At 53.4% G+C, this 17,764-nt stretch carries 20 protein-coding genes; 13 read left to right on the top strand and 7 right to left on the bottom strand.

Annotation, left to right across the window (positions count from 1 at the left end; all coding sequences use genetic code 11):
• Positions 1–35 precede the first annotated feature (35 nt).
• Complete coding sequence (locus EVJ23_RS07480; protein ID WP_131465561.1) at positions 36–938, top strand: cation diffusion facilitator family transporter; 903 nt, start codon at positions 36–38, stop codon at positions 936–938.
• A gap of 41 nt (positions 939–979) precedes the next feature.
• Here the strand turns inward: EVJ23_RS07480 and EVJ23_RS07475 are convergent, their stop codons facing one another.
• The 3 genes from EVJ23_RS07475 to EVJ23_RS07465 all read right to left on the bottom strand — a co-directional run bounded on the left by EVJ23_RS07475 (position 980) and on the right by EVJ23_RS07465 (position 3,595).
• The gene (locus EVJ23_RS07475; protein WP_070327777.1) at positions 980–2,119 is read right to left on the bottom strand and encodes a zinc-dependent alcohol dehydrogenase; all 1,140 of its coding nucleotides are present in this window, start codon (positions 2,117–2,119) and stop codon (positions 980–982) included.
• 106 nt (positions 2,120–2,225) lie between these two features.
• A complete protein-coding gene (locus EVJ23_RS07470) occupies positions 2,226–3,083 on the bottom strand; it encodes a metallophosphoesterase (protein WP_131465559.1) in 858 nt (285 codons plus the stop codon).
• Between the two features lie 98 nt (positions 3,084–3,181).
• Entirely contained in the window at positions 3,182–3,595 is a 414-nt protein-coding gene (locus EVJ23_RS07465; RefSeq protein ID WP_083273990.1) for an organic hydroperoxide resistance protein, read from the bottom strand.
• A gap of 117 nt (positions 3,596–3,712) precedes the next feature.
• Between EVJ23_RS07465 and EVJ23_RS07460 the strand changes: the two genes are divergently transcribed.
• Together EVJ23_RS07460 and EVJ23_RS07455 are read left to right on the top strand one after the other, a co-directional pair.
• On the top strand, positions 3,713–4,159 hold the full coding sequence (locus tag EVJ23_RS07460; protein WP_070327775.1) for a MarR family winged helix-turn-helix transcriptional regulator: 447 nt from the start codon (positions 3,713–3,715) through the stop codon (positions 4,157–4,159).
• A 21-nt stretch (positions 4,160–4,180) separates the two neighbouring features.
• Positions 4,181–5,101 (top strand): CAP domain-containing protein, encoded by a 921-nt coding sequence (locus tag EVJ23_RS07455; protein WP_131441042.1) that lies wholly within the window; start codon positions 4,181–4,183, stop codon positions 5,099–5,101.
• Positions 5,102–5,144: 43 nt separating this feature from the next.
• Here EVJ23_RS07455 and EVJ23_RS07450 read toward each other — a convergent pair whose 3' ends face one another.
• Positions 5,145–5,621: a glutathione peroxidase gene (locus EVJ23_RS07450; RefSeq protein WP_070327773.1), complete on the bottom strand. Its 477-nt coding sequence runs from the start codon at positions 5,619–5,621 to the stop codon at positions 5,145–5,147.
• A 159-nt stretch (positions 5,622–5,780) separates the two neighbouring features.
• On the opposite strand from EVJ23_RS07450, the gene EVJ23_RS07445 reads away from it, so the two are divergent.
• Positions 5,781–6,299 (top strand): VanZ family protein, encoded by a 519-nt coding sequence (locus EVJ23_RS07445; protein ID WP_131465557.1) that lies wholly within the window; start codon positions 5,781–5,783, stop codon positions 6,297–6,299.
• 294 nt (positions 6,300–6,593) lie between these two features.
• Positions 6,594–7,907 carry a murein hydrolase activator EnvC family protein gene (locus tag EVJ23_RS07440; RefSeq protein ID WP_070327771.1) on the top strand — a complete coding sequence of 438 codons (1,314 nt, stop codon included), beginning with the start codon at positions 6,594–6,596 and terminating at the stop codon, positions 7,905–7,907.
• Positions 7,908–7,940: 33 nt separating this feature from the next.
• On the opposite strand, the gene EVJ23_RS07435 is transcribed toward EVJ23_RS07440, so the two are convergent.
• From EVJ23_RS07435 to EVJ23_RS07425, 3 genes are all read right to left on the bottom strand, one after another.
• Positions 7,941–8,138, bottom strand: coding sequence for a hypothetical protein (locus tag EVJ23_RS07435; protein ID WP_233589617.1), 198 nt, complete (start codon positions 8,136–8,138; stop codon positions 7,941–7,943).
• 42 nt (positions 8,139–8,180) lie between these two features.
• Positions 8,181–9,020, bottom strand: a complete 840-nt coding sequence (locus tag EVJ23_RS07430) for a GNAT family N-acetyltransferase (protein ID WP_236633729.1) — start codon at positions 9,018–9,020, stop codon at positions 8,181–8,183.
• Between the two features lie 81 nt (positions 9,021–9,101).
• On the bottom strand, positions 9,102–10,316 hold the full coding sequence (locus tag EVJ23_RS07425; protein WP_070327768.1) for a dicarboxylate/amino acid:cation symporter: 1,215 nt from the start codon (positions 10,314–10,316) through the stop codon (positions 9,102–9,104).
• A gap of 210 nt (positions 10,317–10,526) precedes the next feature.
• Here EVJ23_RS07425 and zapA point away from each other — a divergent pair, with 210 nt between their 5' ends.
• The 8 genes from zapA to EVJ23_RS07385 all read left to right on the top strand — a co-directional run bounded on the left by zapA (position 10,527) and on the right by EVJ23_RS07385 (position 17,763).
• Entirely contained in the window at positions 10,527–10,748 is a 222-nt protein-coding gene (zapA, locus tag EVJ23_RS07420) for a cell division protein ZapA (protein ID WP_016508139.1), read from the top strand.
• 8 nt (positions 10,749–10,756) lie between these two features.
• On the top strand, positions 10,757–11,293 hold the full coding sequence (locus EVJ23_RS07415; RefSeq protein ID WP_131457492.1) for a CvpA family protein: 537 nt from the start codon (positions 10,757–10,759) through the stop codon (positions 11,291–11,293).
• A gap of 69 nt (positions 11,294–11,362) precedes the next feature.
• Positions 11,363–13,072 carry a DNA polymerase/3'-5' exonuclease PolX gene (gene polX / locus EVJ23_RS07410; RefSeq protein ID WP_131465553.1) on the top strand — a complete coding sequence of 570 codons (1,710 nt, stop codon included), beginning with the start codon at positions 11,363–11,365 and terminating at the stop codon, positions 13,070–13,072.
• Positions 13,073–15,427 (top strand): endonuclease MutS2, encoded by a 2,355-nt coding sequence (locus EVJ23_RS07405; protein ID WP_131465551.1) that lies wholly within the window; start codon positions 13,073–13,075, stop codon positions 15,425–15,427.
• A gap of 7 nt (positions 15,428–15,434) precedes the next feature.
• Complete coding sequence (locus tag EVJ23_RS07400) at positions 15,435–15,851, top strand: DUF350 domain-containing protein (protein ID WP_131465549.1); 417 nt, start codon at positions 15,435–15,437, stop codon at positions 15,849–15,851.
• 282 nt (positions 15,852–16,133) lie between these two features.
• Positions 16,134–16,961: a pectinesterase gene (locus tag EVJ23_RS07395; RefSeq protein WP_131465547.1), complete on the top strand. Its 828-nt coding sequence runs from the start codon at positions 16,134–16,136 to the stop codon at positions 16,959–16,961.
• Between the two features lie 57 nt (positions 16,962–17,018).
• Positions 17,019–17,489, top strand: coding sequence for a hypothetical protein (locus EVJ23_RS07390; protein WP_131465545.1), 471 nt, complete (start codon positions 17,019–17,021; stop codon positions 17,487–17,489).
• A 70-nt stretch (positions 17,490–17,559) separates the two neighbouring features.
• The gene (locus EVJ23_RS07385; protein ID WP_070327761.1) at positions 17,560–17,763 is read left to right on the top strand and encodes a hypothetical protein; all 204 of its coding nucleotides are present in this window, start codon (positions 17,560–17,562) and stop codon (positions 17,761–17,763) included.
• The last annotated feature ends 1 nt before the right edge of the window (position 17,764 follow it).

Raw genomic sequence — 17,764 nt, 5'->3', positions numbered from 1 at the left:
AGGGATATAATGAAGGGAGAGAGGAGCGATGACGCATGGAACAACATGATCATGGCCACGAAGGCCACCACCACACAACGAATCAACGAGCATTATTCCTAGCATTTCTGTTAATCGTCACGTTCATGGTCGTCGAAGTCATCGGCGGTCTGTGGACGAACAGCCTCGCGCTCTTATCGGACGCGGGGCACATGCTCGGCGACGCGGCAGCGCTCGGGCTCAGTTTCTTGGCGGTCCGGTTCGGCGCCCGGAAGGCGACACCGAACCAGACGTTCGGGTACCGCCGCTTTGAGATTTTGGCGGCGTTCGTCAACGGATTGACGCTCCTTGTCATCTCAGGTTATATCATCATCGAGGCGTACAAGCGCTTGTTCGCGCCACCAGAGATTTTAAGCGGCGGCATGCTCGCCATCGCCGTCATCGGGTTGCTCGTCAACGTGCTCGCGGCGTGGATCTTGATGCGTGGCGAGCGGGACAACTTGAACGTCCGGAGCGCGCTCCTGCACGTGTTCGGAGACTTGCTCGGATCGGTCGGGGCCATCACGGCGGCGCTACTCATTCTAATGTTCGGGTGGACGCTCGCTGATCCGATCGCCAGTATGTTCGTCGCACTCCTCATCTTGGTGAGCGGGTACCGCGTGACTCGGGACGCCGTCCATATTTTGACGGAAGGGGCGCCTGACAAAGTTGACGTCGTGGCGATGCAGCGTGACCTTGCGACCGTCGAAGGCGTCAAAGAAGTGCATGACCTCCACGTCTGGTCGATCACGTCTGAGGAATACGCCGTCACGTGCCACGTGTTGATCGATGAAGCGACAGACGATCAACGCGTGCTGCACGACGTGACGGAACGGATGAAGCAGTTCGGGTCGTTCGGCCGTTCGACTGTTCAAATCGAACGAGAGACGGCACACTGCGAGGAACGAACGATCTGGTAAACGCACGAGCGGTCCCTGACAAGAGTCGGGGACCGCTTTTGTTATGGTTTCAGCACGACTTTGACGCAGTCGTCGAGGTGGTCGTTAAACATCTTGTAGGCGTCAGCGGCTTGTTCGAGCGGCAGGCGGTGGGTGATGATGTCGGTCGGGTCGAACTTCTTGTCGACGATCATCTGGAACAGCTCAGGCATGTAGTGGATGACCGGAGCTTGACCAGTCTTAAGCGTGACGTTGCGCGTGAAGAAGTCACCCATCGGAAACTGGTTATAGTTCATCGGGTAGACACCGGTCAATTGGACCGTACCGAACTTGCGGACAGCTTCTTTGGCGACTTTGATGGCGCTGAGCGTTCCGCCTTGGATCATCAGCTTTTGCTCGACTTTCTCGATCGGGGTTTTCTTCCCGTCGATGCCGACACAGTCGACGACGATATCGGCGCCGCCACCCGTGATTTCCCGGATGTATTTGCCGGTCTCGACCGGGTCTTTCAACAAAACGGTTTCGACGTTGTTTGAGAGTTTGGCTCGGTTCAATCGATAGATTTCCGGGTCGACAGCGATGACGCGTTTTGCGCCGCGCACCCAGGCGAGTTTTTGTGTCATCAAGCCGACAGGGCCCGACCCGAGAACGACGACCGTGTCACCGGCCTTCATCCCAGCGTTGTCCAAGCTCCACCATGCGGTCGGGATGACGTCGGAGAGGAACAACAGTGCCTCATCCTCGAGCTCGCACGACTCTGGGATGACGAGCGGCATGAAGTTACCATACGGTACTTTCAAATATTCGGCCTGACCACCCGGGTGGTTCCCGAACTGTTCAGTGTAACCGAACAGTCCGCCCGCATCTGTGTGCGGGGCGTGGTTCGAGTTGTCACACTGGCTCTCCATTTCATTCTCACAATAGAAGCAATGGCCGCAAGAGACGTTGAACGGTAAGACGACGCGATCGCCTTTTTTCACTTTCGTCACGTCTGGTCCGATGTCTTCGACGATACCCATCGGTTCGTGTCCGATGATAAACCCGTGCCGGGCCGGCATGTTGCCTTGGTAAATGTGAAGGTCAGACCCACAGATGGCCGTCGACGTGATCTTGACAATGATTTCTTCTCGGTTCTCGATTTCCGGGTCCGACACATCTTTCACTTCGATGTTTTTCGTCCCTTGATAAGTAACAGCACGCATACGTTGGTTACCTCCTTTTTTGAAAGACAGGTGAACGACGACATGGTTACTGTACCCGTATGGTGCGAGCATGAATCTACCCGCGAACGGGAATAGAAAAAAGGACTCACAAAGGAGTCCCAGTGCCCGCGATGTCGATGACGACGATCTCGGGTGGATTGAAGATACGCGGTACGCTGACTGTGTAGTTGAAGCCGCGGCCGATGATATGGGTGAACGAATCGTGTTCATACAGGCCGCCCGCATATTTTGGGAAGAAGCCTTGGTCAGGCGCGTAAAGCCCGTTCAACAGATAAGGGATACGGACCTGGCCGCCATGGGCGTGGCCCGACAAGACGAGGTCGAACGGAAGCTCGGCGTACGTCTCGACTTGTTCCGCCCGGTGGGACAAGAGCAGGCTGAACGTGTCGTCCGTTTCGACGTCGTCAAGTGCGGTCAAGACGTCTTGCTCCCAGTTCCCGTATATGTTTTCGGCGTACGTGCGAAGCGGGTCCTCGACGCCGCCGATGATGAGCTCGACTCCGTTGACGGTCACGGTCTCAGCTTCATTCTCGAGCACGATCACACCAAACGAACGAAACACGTCTTTGACGTCGTGCCGGACGAAATCACTTGATTCATCAATTTCATGGTTGCCGGTGACGAAATACATCGGGGCGATTCCTTGTAGCCCTTCGATCAGTTCGAAAGCGGCGTCTGGCGAGCGGTATCGATCGAGCAAATCACCGGGAAGCGCGATCAAATCAGGTTGCTGCTCACGAACTTTTTCAATCAGATTTTTTTGGTCCTCACCATACGAATAGCCGTGCAAATCCGAGAGGAGGATGACGCGTAACGATTGACCAGTTTCGAGCTTATCGGTCGTCAGCTCGTACTCTCTAATCGTCAGCCCGTTGTAAAGGGCGGCGAACAGAAAGACGACCACGATGCCGAACGTGATGTACTTTCGTTTTCCTTTTAGCATTGTGTCGCCTCCTCGGTCGGATGTTTGTCTTTTCATTCTACTCTGTTAATAGGTGTGGGCGCAAAAAAAAGCCCACTCATATTTGAGCGGGCAGGGGATTAGGCGACGTTTGTCGTCAATTTGACGTCGACGTTGCCGCGTGTCGCTTTCGAATACGGGCACACTTGGTGCGCTGCTTCGACGAGACGCTCAGCAGTTGCTTGGTCGACACCTTTGATTTCGACTTCGAGCTCGACCGAGATGAAGAAACCTTCGTCGTTCTGGTTGAGTGTGACGTGGCCAGTGACGCTCGTGCCATCTGTCTTGACGCGCTCTTTACCGATGACGAGGTTCAACGCGCTGCCGAAGCAAGCTGCGTATCCGGCTGCGAACAATTGCTCAGGGTTCGTCGACTCTTCTGCTTGTTTCGATCCTGGCATTGCGACGCTCAAGTCGATGACGCCGTCCGTAGATGTGACGCGACCTTCGCGGCCACCAAGAGCTGTTGCTGAAGCTGTGAATAATGGTTTCATAATTTAATTCCTCCGTTTCGTTTTTAACAATTAAGTTGTGCACAATTTAATTATAGGGCAGTCAAACAGATATTCAAGTGATATGCTTGACCTAAGACTTTAGCCGGAGGAATTTATATGAAAAGTTCGTTAACATTAGAGCATCAGATTTGCTTTCAGCTCTACACCGCCTCAAAAGAATTGACACGTTTGTATCGGCCGATCTTAGAGCCGCTCAAACTCACATACAGCCAGTATTTGGTCATGCTCGTTTTATGGGAAGAAGATCACATCGATTTGAAACAGCTCGGGGAACGGTTGACGCTTGATTCGGGCACGCTGTCACCGCTCATCAAACGATTGACCCAACTCGGATACGTGGAGAAAATCCGGGCGACCGATGATGAGCGCCGGGTGTTGGTGTCGCTCACTGCATCGGGTAGCGCACTTCGTGAGCAGGCCGAGGACGTGCCGGTCAAAGTGAGTGGTATGCTAAATATAGACGAAGCGACTTATTTCGCTTATATGGAGATGCTCATCGATATCAAATCGCGTCTGCGTGAATTCGGTGAGCGACAGGGCTAGGTTCTCACGAAAGGAGACGATATGTTTCGTAAACTGTTTATTCTATTGATTGGGATTGGTCTATATACGGCTTGGAACTATGAGGTGCCGAACGTATCGGCGCCGACGAGCGTCCAGGTGAAGTCGACGGAAGTGGTGGAAGAGCGCGTCGCGACCGACGCTCCAAAGTTCGCGAGCCAATATGCCGGCCACGACTGGTATTTGCTCGAGAAAAATGGCGACCGGACGCTTGAGCTCGTCGACGAGGATGGTGCCAAAAAAGGGCAATACCAATTCGAGTCGGGCAGCACGTTCGAAGGGCTCGTCCTTGATCAGACGACACGACAACAAGTCGAGAACATCGGCTTCGACGAAGTGAAGTCTTACGATAAAGGGTTGAAACGTTACTTGATCCCGGACGATCCTTCGTTCTCGGTCTATGCGATGAACGGCAATTACGTCACGATGTTCTTTGACCAACATGACGAAGACAAGCTGAAAGGCATTCTTTCCGTTGAACGGAGCGTCGAGGAGTCGAGCGACGGTTATTATGGAGACGTCTCGGCCGAGAGCATCGTGTCCAACGAGACGCTCATGCGCATGCTCATGAACTGGGACCGTCAAAAGTTTGGTTTATCCGCACTCGCTGACTATGAGCCGCTGCTTCCGGTCGTCCGGGCGCATAGTGAGAACATGGCGGTGAACAACTTCTTCAGCCACACCGACCCCGAAGGACGCGACCCGTTCGAACGGATGAATGAGGCCGGACTTGCCTACTCGCTCGCCGGGGAGAACTTGGCGATGGGACAGATGAGCGTCTTTCACGCTCACTGGGGACTGATGAACTCGCTCGGTCACCGCGAGAACATCTTGAAGCGGGACTTCACGCACGCCTCGGTCGGTCTCGTTTATAATGAAGACAACAGTCCATTCTATACAATCAACTTCATCACACCACGATAAAAGGATGGTCTACCCTAGAGGGGCGGACCATCCTTTTTAGAGGTCAGAGCAGGCGTTTCACCGCTCGCTCGATCTCGTCCGGTGTCGTCTGCGGTGAGAACCGTTCGATGACGTTGCCTTTCCGGTCGACGAGGAACTTCGTGAAGTTCCACTTGATCGCTTTCGAGCCGAGCAGGCCAGGTGCTTCTTTCGATAAGTATTGGAAGAGCGGGTGGGCGTCTTTGCCGTTGACGTCGACTTTCGAGAACATCGGGAACGTCACGCCGTAGTTCAATTGACAGAACTCGCTGATCTCTTCGTTCGAGCCCGGGTCTTGGTTGCCGAACTGGTTGCACGGGAAGCCAAGAATATGGAAACCTTGACCTTGATAGCGCTCAAATAGCTTTTCAAGGCCGTCTAATTGAGGTGTGAAGCCGCACTTGCTCGCCGTGTTGACGATCAAGAGGACGTCCCCCTCGTATTTGGATAAAGGCTGCAGCTTGCCGCTCATGTCGGCTGCTTCGTACTGATAGATCATCATCTGATTCCCCCTTTTTATGTTCATTATAGCAAGCCGTTCGATTGCGAACGACTTTGAAGCGGTTGTCCGCAATCAAATTGTCACGAAACGATGAGGTCGCTGTTACAATGAAATCAAACGGAACCCGTATAATGAATCGTTGTAGAGAGGAAAGGTGTTATGTACATATTGAAAAATGAATTTATTTGGATCGCATTGATCCTGATCGGCTTGTTCGTCTCGAGTGCGACGCCGTACTCTGACCAAAGCATCGTCTCGCCGCTCGAACGCTTCGATTGGACGTGGGCCGAACCAGCCCTCTCGAACGTCGACTTCGACTATGCCGGCAGCCCGGTCTCGCTCGAAGACAAAGGAACCGTCGGCTTGATCGAATTCCTCATTCGGAAAGCGGCACACTTCACAGTCTTCTTCGTCTTAGGTGCGTTGTTCGTCAAAGCCGTGTCACGGACGAGACTGAACGCGTGGCTCGTGTTGTTGTTCGCTTGGGCGCTCGCGAACACGGTCGCCATCTTTGATGAGTTTCATCAGAGTCTGACCCCGGAACGCACCCCGCTCATTCAAGACGTCGTATTAGACAGCTTCGGCGCTTGTTGCGGCGTCCTGCTCTTTGGTGGCTATTATTTGTTCGTCAGAAAGCGTAACAAACACCAACGTAGAGGTTATGTATCGGTCAGGTAGATAAAAAATAGTATAGGTCATTATTTGAAAAGCGCTTTCATAAGGCGTTTTTCTTTTTTACTAAATTCATATTTTGTGACAATTTGTGGATTGAGCCCGTTAAATACCCACGTTTTATCGAGGATAAAACCTAAATCAGGTCAATGTAATGCGAATGAAATATAAGTGTAAAATAACTTTAGGTTTAGATTGCTATAATGAGTCACAGGGCGAGACGGATTCTCGCAAAACTATACAGAACTCATTCATCTATTATCCTATAGAAATTCACACGACTCAGCGGAGGTAAGCACATTGATTAACTTGAAGAAACTTGCAGCAACCGTCACTTTAGGCGCTCTTCTAATCAGCGGCACGACACCTGGTTTTGCAGCGTCACTTACAGACAAGCAAAAAAAGGTCCAACAGCAGCAACAAAAGAATAGCACTGAGCAGAGCAAAGCGAACTCTTCGATCCAATCACGCGAACAAGCGATCAGCAAAGAGCAGCAAGAAATCAACAAGCTAGACGCTGAACTCCAAGACGTCATCAACGACGTCGCACAAAAGAAAGCTGAGATTCGTGCTACGCAAGAAAAAATTGCCGCGCTTGAAAAACAAATCAAGCAGTATGAAGCAAAAATGAAAGCACAAGAAGAACTTATGAAAGAGCGCATGGCAACGATGCAAAAGAACGGCGGCGGGTCGATCGACTGGGCCGAGTTCATCTTCGGATCAAAAGACTTCGGTGACTTGCTTACTCGTATGATCACAGCAGGTACGATTCAAGAGAACGACAAGCAAATTTTTGAAGAGTACCAAGCGACGAAAGAAAAGCTTGCGACAGCACAGGCTGAATTGAAAGCCGAGCGCGACGCTCTCGTTAAACAAAAGCAAGAACTTGAAGCACGTAAAACAGCGCTCGACAAGAAAATGAAAGAGCGGGCGGCTAAAGTCAAGAAGCTCAACGCTGAAAAAATCAAGTTCGAATCGAAATTGATGAGTTTGAAAGAAATGGAATCAACGCTCCAAGCACAAGAAGCTTCAATCAAGGCAGAAATCGAAGCACAACGTCGTGCGGCTGAAGAAGCGAAACGTAAAGCGGCTGCGGAAGCGGCGGCAGCTGCAGCAGCAGCGAAACAACAAAAGCAACAAGGTTCGTCAAGCAAGCCGAGCGCGTCAGCGGCAACACCTGTAGCGGCGGCACCGGCAAGCGGCGGCATGTTCCAACGTCCTGCTAGCGGTCGTCTCACACAACCTTTTGGACCTGCAAGTGGTGTGAACGGTTATACGTTCCACAACGGTCTTGATATCGCGGCACCGGTCGGCACACCGATCTATGCAGCGCAAACAGGTACGGTCACGACGGCAGGATGGGGCGGCGCCTACGGGAACCACATCATCATCACGCACGTCTTGAACGGACAAGTTTGGACGACGGTCTACGCTCACTTGAGCTCGGTGTCGGTATCGGCTGGCCAACGTGTCTCGCAAGGTCAGAACATCGGCGGCATGGGTAGCACAGGTAACTCGACTGGTTCGCACTTGCACTTCGAGATTCACCGTGGCGGTTACTCGTACTCGTCTTCGAGCGCGGGTAGCACGGTCAACCCAGCTTCATTCTTCTAAACGTATACAAAAAGTGATCGACGAACGCGTCGATCACTTTTTTATTGCCCGATAAGCGATAAACGTCAGCAAGGCGGCCCCGATGACGCTCAGCAAGAGCGTGTCGAGATTCGGGTCGGCAAAGACGCTCATGCCACCGACGATCAGCATGTAGGCAACGATCGAGCCGACGAAGACGGTCGACACGACCGAACGGACTCGTTTCGGGATTTGCTTCCACCAGTTCCTCATAAAAATCGCCTCCATCTATTAGTATAGGGGAGGCGGGATGATTCATCTAGCGAGCCGGATCCACGAAGATTCCATGATCGGCCGGTAGCCGACTTCTTGATAAATCTTGTTTGACGTCGGGTTGGTCAAATCGGTGTAGAGCGTGCAGAACGATTTCGTTTCGAGCAATCGACGACTGAGCACGGCGACGAGACTGCGAGCGTATCCGTTTCCGCGTTTCGTAGGAGCCGTGTAAACGAAAGACACCGTGATGCCATTCAACGTCGGGCGGGAGCGCTTTGCGCACGAAACGGGTGTGCCGTCGACTTCCCAGATGAAGGCGTCATCGTTATCAATCATTGAAGTGACGACAGAGACCATTCTTTCGTCATGTGATGGTTCGAGTCCCGAGTCTTGTTCAAAGGCACGGTACCACGTCTCTAAAAGAGGCTGGTCGGACTTGGTCGCCTGGCGCATCGACCCGCCGGCCAGAACGATGTCGTTGACGCGGTCTAATCGATAGAGCCCTTGCGACATGAACGTCGACGCTGCTTCATCCGTCCGTTTCCCCCACATGGCACCGAACGTCTCGGCATGTGTCTTTTCGGAGACGACTTCTGTGAACGGGATGTCTAGCTGCAGTAGAGCCGGGATGACAGCCGCGTGGATCGATGTTGCCTGAGACGTGTCGACGACGACGTAATTGAGCGGGTGCGGCGGTGTGACTTGCATGATGGCGAGGAGCTGTCCATCGTCCTCGACCGTCAACTGATGGTAGGTGTCGTATAGGTCTCGCTTAATATTTTCAAGGATGCCGATCATCAAGCTGTTCTCGGCCTCTTTTTTCAACAATTCCGACATGACGCGTTCCGAAAACGCGAACGGGTCGTTCCAAACTTTCACTTCCAAAGTCGACACCCTTTCTGTATATGTATGAAAAACGGGCAAACCGTGAGGCCTGCCCGTTGTCTAGCTCGTAACTCGTTAAGCGATGTCTTCGCGCGCTTTCGCGTCGTCGAGCAAGTTCGTGTTGCGTTTGAAGTAATGGACGATTTTGGCGATGGCGCCGTCACCTGTGACGTTCGTCGCCGTACCGAAGCTGTCTTGCGCCAAGTAGAGCGCGATGACGAGGCTTTGCATCGTCGCATCGAATCCGAGGATCGACCCGAACAATCCGAGTGATGCCATGACGGCCCCACCAGGAACACCTGGCGCCGCGATCATCGTCACGCCGAGGGCGAGGATGAACGGGAGGACGATCGCGTATGACATCGGCATGCCGTTCAAGTACATGAGGGCGACACCGACCGATGTGAGCGTGATCGTCGAGCCTGATAAGTGGATCGTCGCGCAGAGCGGGACGACGAAGTTGGCGACGCCTTCATCGACGTTGTTCAATTTTGCCTGACGAAGCGTGACCGGGATCGTCGCGGCTGACGACTGTGTGCCGATGGCTGTGAAATAAGCCGGCATCATCGTCTTGAGCAGTTTGAACGGATTCTCTTTATTGAGCCCGCCTGCGATTGAATATTGAATCATGAGCATCGTCGCGTGAAGGACGATGATCGTGACGAATACGAGCGAGAACACCGACAAAATTTCGGCGACTTGACCGGCGTACGTCATGTTCATGAAAATTCCGGCGATGTGGATCGGCAAAAATGGAATGATGACTTTACTAATGAGTAGTTCGATAATATCGCGGAAGTCCATGGCGAGGTCGAGTGAGCGTTTGCTCTCGATCGCGGCGATCCCGATTCCGATGACGAACGCGAGAATGAGCGCCGTCATGACACCGAATACCGGTGGAATCTCAAACTCCATGAAACCTTTCAAGAGTGCTTCTTCTGGGTTTTCAGCTGATGCCGTGCTGCGTGCTAAGATCTGTGGGAATAGGTTGCTCGTCGCGAAGTAGGCGAGTGTACCGGCGACGATCGTCGATACGTAAGCAATCGCGGCCGTCAAGCCGACTAGTTTCCCGGCGCCTTTTCCAAGTTCCCCGATACCTGGAATGATGAAGGCGAGAATGATGAGCGGGATGGCGAAGCCTAAGAATTGTCCGAAGACCGTGTTGAACGTGACGAACGTCCGTACAATCCAGTTCTGGCTTTCTGGTACGATGCTACCGACTAATATCCCGAAAGCGATAGCGATGATGATGCGGCCTAGAAGACCAATCCTTAATTTCAAATAAATCATCCTTTCTAAATGTTTGAATTGTTGCTATTTTCGCACATTTCCCTGCGTGTTGCCAGCCTATCTTCGAATTTTACTGAAGATTGACGTTTGACAACTTCTGAACAGGGTATCACAAAATGTTAGCGATAAAAAGGAAGGGGTCTTCTCCTTTTCCTAATATACAAACGATGTTATGATTAATTTGGAACAGACGTAAAGGAGGGGTGACACGTGCAGGTACAACGAACAACGATTCACATTGCGGGGCAAGACTATACGATTGTTAGCGAGGAGTCAGCCGATCATGTGAGGGAAGTGGGCTTTCTCGTCGATAGTAAGATCCGCGAGATTCGTGAACAGTCCCCTCAGCTAGACGCTCGTCAGGCAGCGGTCCTCGCCGCCATCCAAATTGCGAGCGATCACGTCAAAACTAAACGAAATACGGGAGAATAAATCAATCCATGGTTACTCTACTTATACTGTTTTTCTTGTTTATCGGGATCATTAACGGCTTCCGCCGTGGAGCGATCCTCCAGCTCGGCCATTGGGTCGCGCTCATCATCAGTTTCTTTGTCGCCAACGCCTATTACCGGGATCTCGCCGAAGCGTTCAAGCTTTGGATCCCATATCCGTCACAACTTGACGGGACGTTACCAGGCGGTGTGCTCGACTTGAACTCACTGTCAGGCATCGAGATGATATTCTATAACGTCTTTTGGTTCGTCATCTTGTTCCTGATCACGAAGCTCGTCTTGCATCTCATCTTGTCGATGCTCGACTTCTTGACGGACTTGCCTATCTTGCGCCAATTGAAAGGCATCATCGGTGCCGTGCTCGGATTCTTCGAGTCATACGTCATCACGTTCTTCATCCTTTGGGTGATCGCGTTCGTCCCGATGGCGGGCGTCCAAAATGCGGTCGACAACTCGTCGCTCGCGACGTTCATCATCCAGGACACGCCATACCTATCTGACTGGTTCTCGAATAAGATGCTGTGACACGACAGGCCGGAATGCAAGCAAGCGCTTGTGTCTCGGTCTTTTCTGTATGAAAAAGGGGGAAGTACGATGAATAAAGTTGAGGCGATGATGCTGTTAGAGAAAATCGCGCAATATATGGAGATCAAGGGTGAGAACCCGTTTAAAATCAACGCGTTCCGGAAAGCGGCGACGGCGCTCGAGAACACCGAGCTCGAACTCGACGATATCGATGACTTGACGACGATCTCAGGTATCGGTAAAGGAACGGCGGCTGTACTCGAGGAATGGCGCCAGACGGGACGGAGCGAGGTGCTCGAGTCGCTCCAAGAAGAGATTCCGTACGGCTTGATGAAGCTGCTCAAAATTCAAGGGCTCGGCGGCAAGAAACTGGCTCAGCTAAGAGAGGTCGGCGTCGTCGACCTCGAGTCGCTCATCCGTGTATTGGAAGACGGCACGGCGTCAGAATTGCCGCGTTTCGGCACGAAGAGCGTCGAGAAGTTGCTCGCAGCAGCACGGAACTTGGAATCCCGTCCGGAACGCCTGTCGTACGCGATGATGCGCCCGGTCGTAGAAGAGATCAACAAAGTGTTAGAAGGCGAGGCGCTCGTCCTCCGGCATTCGGTCGGGGGCAGTTTCCGCCGGGCCGAGGAGACGTGCAAAGACTTGGACTTCATCATCGCGACCGAGGAGCCTGTCGCTTTGCGTGACAAACTGCTCGCGCTCCCGTTCGTCAATGAAGTCATCGCGGCCGGTGAGACGAAAGTGTCGCTCGTCTTAGAGCGCGAGGAGATGGTGTCGGTCGACTTCCGGATGGTCGAGCCCGGTGCTTTCGCGGCGACGCTCCACCACTTCACCGGCTCAAAAGACCATAACGTCCGCATGCGCCAACTCGCGAAAGCTAAGGGTGAGTCGATCTCCGAGTACGGGGTCGAGACCGCGGACGGCCTGTGGCAGCCGGAGACGGAAGCGGAGCTGTTCGAACGCTACGGCCTCCCGTTCATCCCGCCGGAGCTACGGGCAGGGAATCTTGAGTTCGAGCACGACATCTCGAAGCTCGTCACGCTCGACGATATCAAGGCCGACGCGCATATGCACACGGTCTGGTCAGACGGGAAGCTGACGGTCGATGAGCTCGTCGCCGCGATGAAAGCGCGCGGTTACGAGTGGATCGCCATCACCGACCACGGCAAGTACATGTCGTTCGTCAATGGGTTGACCGAGGAACGATTAGAAGCGCAAGGGGAAGAGATCCTTGCCGCGGCGAAAAAACACGATATGCACGTCTTGCGCGGTGTCGAGATGGACATCCGCCCAGACGGGACGCTCGACTACGAGCCTGAGTTTTTAGCGACGCTCGACTACGTCGTCGCCTCGATCCATTCAAAGATGGACCAAGGTGTCGACGAGATCATGGCGCGGCTCGAGAACGCCTGCCGTTCGCCTTACGTCAACGTCATCGCCCATCCGACCGGACGCTTGATCGGACGTCGTGACGGCTACCCGATCGACGAGGAGCGCTTGATCGCCCTCGCGAAAGAGACAGGGACAGCGCTCGAACTGAACGCCAACCCGAACCGTCTCGATTTGACCGCCTCGACGCTGAAGAACGCGAAGGCGGCCGGTGTCAAACTGATGGTAAACACCGACACCCACCACCCTGATATGATGGAAGATATGGCACTCGGCGTCTTGCACGCAAGAAAAGCCTATCTCGAACCGTCAGACATTATTAACTGCCTCACGTTCGAAGAAGCGACAGCGTTCTTCGACGCGAAGCGACAGAAAGGAACATGCTAGATGGATCACGCGTTACGCGTATTAGAATATGAAAAGTTACGTCAACAGCTCGCCGTGCATGCGGCCAGCTCGCTCGGGAAAAACCGGGCGCTCAACATGCAGCCTGACTACTCGTACGACCGGGTACTCGCCAACTTGAACGTCACGCGCGAGGCGACCGAGGTCGTCCGGCTCCGGGACCGTTTGCCGCTCGGCGGGCTCTCAGACGTCCGCGCCGAAGTGAAACGGGCCGCCATCGGCTCGGTGCTCTCGACGAGCGAACTGCTCGCCGTCGCCGCCGTCATGTACAGCGGCCGCCAAGTGAAGAACTTCTTCGAGAAGTTGCACGAGGACAACGAAGACATCCAAATCCCGCGCCTCGACGAATATGCCGAGCGCTTGACGAAGCTGATCGAGGTCGAGCAATCGATCCGTCACGCCATCGACGACCAAGGTACGGTCCAAGATTCGGCGAGCTCGCAACTGCGCGGTCTGCGGACGCAACTCCGCAGCTTTGAGGGCAGTGTCCGCTCGCGGATCGACAACATCCTCCGCAACAACGCCAAGATGCTCTCAGACGCGATCGTCACGATCCGGAACGACCGCTTCGTCGTCCCGGTCAAGCAAGAGTATCGCCAAGCGTTCGGCGGGATCGTCCACGACCAGTCGGCGTCAGGGCAGACGCTCTTCATCGAGCCGCAAGCGATCGTCTCGATCAACAACGAGATCCAAGAAGTCCGCTTGAAAGAACGCTCGGAGATCGACCGTATCTTGACCGAACTGTCAAATCTCGTCGGCGGCGTAGCCGATTCCGTCGTGACGAACCTCGACGTCTTGGCCGAACTCGACTTCGTGTTCGCGAAAGTCGCGTACGGTCATCAACTGAAAGCGACGGAACCGAAGTTGAACGACGCCCGCGAGATCAAACTGAAGCAGGCGCGTCATCCGTTCATCCCGCAAGACGAGGTCGTCCCGATCACGGTCGAGCTCGGGGAAGACTTCACGTCGCTCGTCATCACCGGACCTAACACGGGTGGTAAGACGGTCACGCTCAAGACGATCGGGTTACTGCAACTGATGGTCCAGTCAGGGCTCTATGTCCCGGCCGAGTTCGGTACAGAGCTCTCAGTGTTCGACGCCGTCTACGCCGACATCGGTGACGAGCAGTCGATCGAGCAGAGCTTGTCGACGTTCAGCTCGCACATGACGAACATCGTCAGCATGCTCGACAAGGTCGACTTCATGTCGCTCGTCCTATTCGATGAGCTCGGTGCCGGGACCGACCCGCAAGAAGGGGCCGCGCTCGCCATCGCGATTCTCGATGAAGTGAAGCGGCGCGGGGCCCGCGTCGCGGCGACGACCCACTATTCCGAGTTGAAAGCGTACGCCTATAACCGAGAAGGTGTCGTCAATGCCTCGATGGAGTTCGATATCGAGTCGCTCAGCCCGACGTATCGTTTGTTGATCGGTGTGCCGGGACGCTCGAACGCGTTCGAGATCAGCCGACGCCTTGGTCTGTCCGAACAAGTGATCGATAAGGCACGGAGCCACGTCGGCACCGACGCCGAGTCGGTCGAATCGATGATCAACGAGCTCGAGTCGGCGAAACAACGCGCCGAGCAGCTCGAGCAAGAACTGATCATCAAACGCCACGACTTCGAACAAGAGCAAGCGGCGTTCGAGGCGAAGATGAGTGAATTCGAGACCGAACGCGACACGATGTACGGCGAGGCCGAGGCACGTGCCGAGAAGGCCGTCGAGAAAGCGAAGCGGGAAGCGAACGAAGTCATCGACCGGTTGAAGAAGCTGCGCGCAGAAGGCATCGTCAAAGAGCACGAGATCATCGCCGCGAAGAAACAGCTCGAATCGGCGAAACCGACGCTCCAAGATAAAAAGATCCAAAAAGTGAAACAAAAAGCGCAACAAAAACGTACGTTCAGTAAAGGCGAAGAAGTGAAAGTGACGACGTTCAACCAAAAAGGGTATATCGTGAACCAAATCAACGACAACGAGTACAACGTCCAAGTCGGGATCATGAAAGTGAACGTCAAAGCGGACGACCTTCAAAAAGTCGGACCCTCGAAAGAACAAGCGCTCCAGTCGAAAGGCAGCTCGCTGAAGCGCCAGAGCTCGACGAAGTCGGAGCTCGATCTTCGCGGCGTCCGGGTCGAAGAAGGACTCTCGCGCCTAGACAAATATATCGACGAGGCGCTCGTGTCCGGATACGACAACGTCCGCATCATCCACGGGCTCGGTACGGGCGCGATGCGACAAGCGACGCAAGAGTATTTGAAAGGACATCGTCACGTGAAGAGTCAGCGCCCGGGTGGTATGGGTGAAGGTGGACTCGGGGTAACGGTCGTCGAATTGAAGTGAGGGACGCATGATGATGGGGAACGTAACGTTTGGCGTGATGCTCGAGTCGCTCGGATTGTACTCGATTGCCGGTCTGATGATCGTCGTCGGGCTCGCCATTTTTGAAGTGACGACGCCATACAGCAACTGGCGCGAGATCCAAAAAGGGAATATCGCCGTCGCGCTCGCGACCGGGGGCAAGGTCGTCGGGCTGGCCAACATCTTCCGTGTCGTCGAGAGCCATCACGAGCGGATGATCGACGTGTTGGTCGGAGGGAGCTTTGGCTTCTTCTTACTGCTCGTCACGTATTGGTTGTTTGAATTTTTGACGCCGTCGCTCAAAGTGAACGAGGAGATCGGGAAAGGCAATATCGCGGTCGGTTTGCTCGCGTTCATGCTCTCGATCGGGGTCTCGCTCGTCGTCGGCGCGGCGTTGGTGAGGTGAAGACATGGTATACGAACGATTGGCAAAGATTCTCTTTATCGGGGCCGGGCTGTTTTTAGTGGCAGCGGTGCTGTGGTTTGTCTTTTATTAAGTGAAGGAGTGGAGTGTCCTACGGGGCACTCTATTTTTTTGATTTCGGATACCTTTAATATAAAATGTCTAGGTGAAAGGAAAATTTTTTACAATTTATGAATGAAACGCTTTATACTAAAACTAGAATTTGGAATGACATACATATGAAGGTCAAATAGCAAAAGCGAATGAAAAGACGAGGTGTACACGATGTCGAAGGGGTCAGAAGTGTTTGAGGTGTTGATGACGAACGCGGTGAAACTACCCGGGGTGAAAGTCGACCGCAGAGAGTTTTTAGCTCAAAGTTTTAGTAGACATGTCCCAGCAAGTCAGTTGGCGGAGATTATGGAGAAAGGACCGATTGGAGCGAACGTTCCACTCGCGTTGATTAAAAAAATCGCGAAACGGAATATTGCTAACCAAACGATGAAGAGTTCGAGTGCGTCTTTCGCGGCGGGATTGCCTGGGGGGATCGGACTGGCTGCGACGATTCCTGCGGATACGGCACAGTTTTTTGGATTTTCTCTCCGCCTGGCGCAGGAAACAGGATACTTATACGGCTACGATGACTTTTGGGAGAATGGAGAACTTGACGTCGATCGAGTAAACGGGGACTTGGTCTTGTTCTTGGGCGTCATGTTCGGTGTCGGAGGCGCGACAGCCACGATTAAGGCGCTGTCCGCTCAACTGTCGAAACAGGCCTTGAAACAACTGCCGAAGAAAGCGTTGACGAAAACGGTATATTTTCCAATCATTAAAAAGATGTCAGCGATGATTGGTTTCAAGATGACGAAAGATACGTTCGCAAAAGGCGTGTCGAAGATGATCCCACTCGCAGGAGGTGTCATTTCGGGAGGACTCACCTTCTCTTCGATGACAAAGATGGGAAATCGTCTCCTGCATGTGCTTGAAGACAGCGTGAATATGACAGAAGAAGAACTAGTCGAGAGCTTTGCAGAAATGAAGCGAGAGCATTTTGACATCATCGAGGCTGAATTTGTGGAAATCGAGGCAGTTTTGCGCGAAGAAGGAATATAATGGGAGGATGAGCGACGTATTGTGAACGTCGCTTTTTTTTGAACGGGGGGGAAACGTGTGGCAATCGATTTGGATTTTTTGATGTCGACTGAAGACTACGTGCTCGATACGGAGTCGTTTCAGATGAAGGGCGTCACCTATTATCCCCTCGAATGGACTTGTTTCGGGGCAAGTGACGCGACGATGATTTTAACGGACGATGCCGACCGCGACCGCATTCTGATCCGTTTCGAGCAGTATGCGGTCTTCCTCGGGACGCTTGAAGAGCATGGGATGCCGGAGGACGGCTTGACCAACAAACACCCGATCGTGAAGCTTGAGACGTCTCGCTTCAGTGCGTTCGCCGCCGAATGGATGAAGACGGACCGCATCAACACCGACCGAGGCGAACTGTCGCATTACGTGATCCGGACGTTCGAGCAAGAGTTTCATGTATTGGCGTACGAAGACCCGACCGTCCGCGACTTGGGGAAAGTCGGGGACACTGGTGTCGTCGTGACAGAAGTCGACGAGATGGATGAATTTTGAGACAAAACTATGCCGAGCGGGTAAAGAAGAGAGTAGGCAAGGCATTATGGGGTGAAACGGAGGAGACGACATGAAATCGTACGAGATCGAATTCCACATGATCAATGATGAGGTGTTGACGCAAGTCGTCGAGGCAGATAGTCGCTATGCGGCACTTGAAGCCATTTATCAGTCGTTCCGGCATGCGTCGGATGGCTTCGTTCAATTCGAGGACGAATGGATTATTTTCCTCGATCATGTCGTGTATGTGAAGGCGTTTGAGATTGTGGAGTAGG

The sequence above is a fragment of the Exiguobacterium sp. SH1S1 genome (genome assembly GCF_004337245.1).
GTDB classification, from domain to species: domain Bacteria; phylum Bacillota; class Bacilli; order Exiguobacteriales; family Exiguobacteriaceae; genus Exiguobacterium; species Exiguobacterium aurantiacum_A.
This window is presented reverse-complemented; position numbering and strand designations above follow the sequence as displayed.

Excerpts from the sequence above, each read along its gene's own strand:
- EVJ23_RS07480 (WP_131465561.1), top strand. The coding sequence starts at position 36 with ATGGAACAACATGATCATGGCCACGAAGGCCACCACCACACAACGAAT.
- EVJ23_RS07475 (WP_070327777.1), bottom strand. The coding sequence starts at position 2,119 with ATGCGTGCTGTTACTTATCAAGGGACGAAAAACATCGAAGTGAAAGAT.
- EVJ23_RS07470 (WP_131465559.1), bottom strand. The coding sequence starts at position 3,083 with ATGCTAAAAGGAAAACGAAAGTACATCACGTTCGGCATCGTGGTCGTC.
- EVJ23_RS07465 (WP_083273990.1), bottom strand. The coding sequence starts at position 3,595 with ATGAAACCATTATTCACAGCTTCAGCAACAGCTCTTGGTGGCCGCGAA.
- EVJ23_RS07460 (WP_070327775.1), top strand. The coding sequence starts at position 3,713 with ATGAAAAGTTCGTTAACATTAGAGCATCAGATTTGCTTTCAGCTCTAC.
- EVJ23_RS07455 (WP_131441042.1), top strand. The coding sequence starts at position 4,181 with ATGTTTCGTAAACTGTTTATTCTATTGATTGGGATTGGTCTATATACG.
- EVJ23_RS07450 (WP_070327773.1), bottom strand. The coding sequence starts at position 5,621 with ATGATGATCTATCAGTACGAAGCAGCCGACATGAGCGGCAAGCTGCAG.
- EVJ23_RS07445 (WP_131465557.1), top strand. The coding sequence starts at position 5,781 with ATGTACATATTGAAAAATGAATTTATTTGGATCGCATTGATCCTGATC.
- EVJ23_RS07435 (WP_233589617.1), bottom strand. The coding sequence starts at position 8,138 with ATGAGGAACTGGTGGAAGCAAATCCCGAAACGAGTCCGTTCGGTCGTG.
- EVJ23_RS07425 (WP_070327768.1), bottom strand. The coding sequence starts at position 10,316 with ATGATTTATTTGAAATTAAGGATTGGTCTTCTAGGCCGCATCATCATC.
- EVJ23_RS07415 (WP_131457492.1), top strand. The coding sequence starts at position 10,757 with ATGGTTACTCTACTTATACTGTTTTTCTTGTTTATCGGGATCATTAAC.
- polX (WP_131465553.1), top strand. The coding sequence starts at position 11,363 with ATGAATAAAGTTGAGGCGATGATGCTGTTAGAGAAAATCGCGCAATAT.
- EVJ23_RS07405 (WP_131465551.1), top strand. The coding sequence starts at position 13,073 with ATGGATCACGCGTTACGCGTATTAGAATATGAAAAGTTACGTCAACAG.
- EVJ23_RS07400 (WP_131465549.1), top strand. The coding sequence starts at position 15,435 with ATGATGATGGGGAACGTAACGTTTGGCGTGATGCTCGAGTCGCTCGGA.
- EVJ23_RS07395 (WP_131465547.1), top strand. The coding sequence starts at position 16,134 with ATGTCGAAGGGGTCAGAAGTGTTTGAGGTGTTGATGACGAACGCGGTG.
- EVJ23_RS07385 (WP_070327761.1), top strand. The coding sequence starts at position 17,560 with ATGAAATCGTACGAGATCGAATTCCACATGATCAATGATGAGGTGTTG.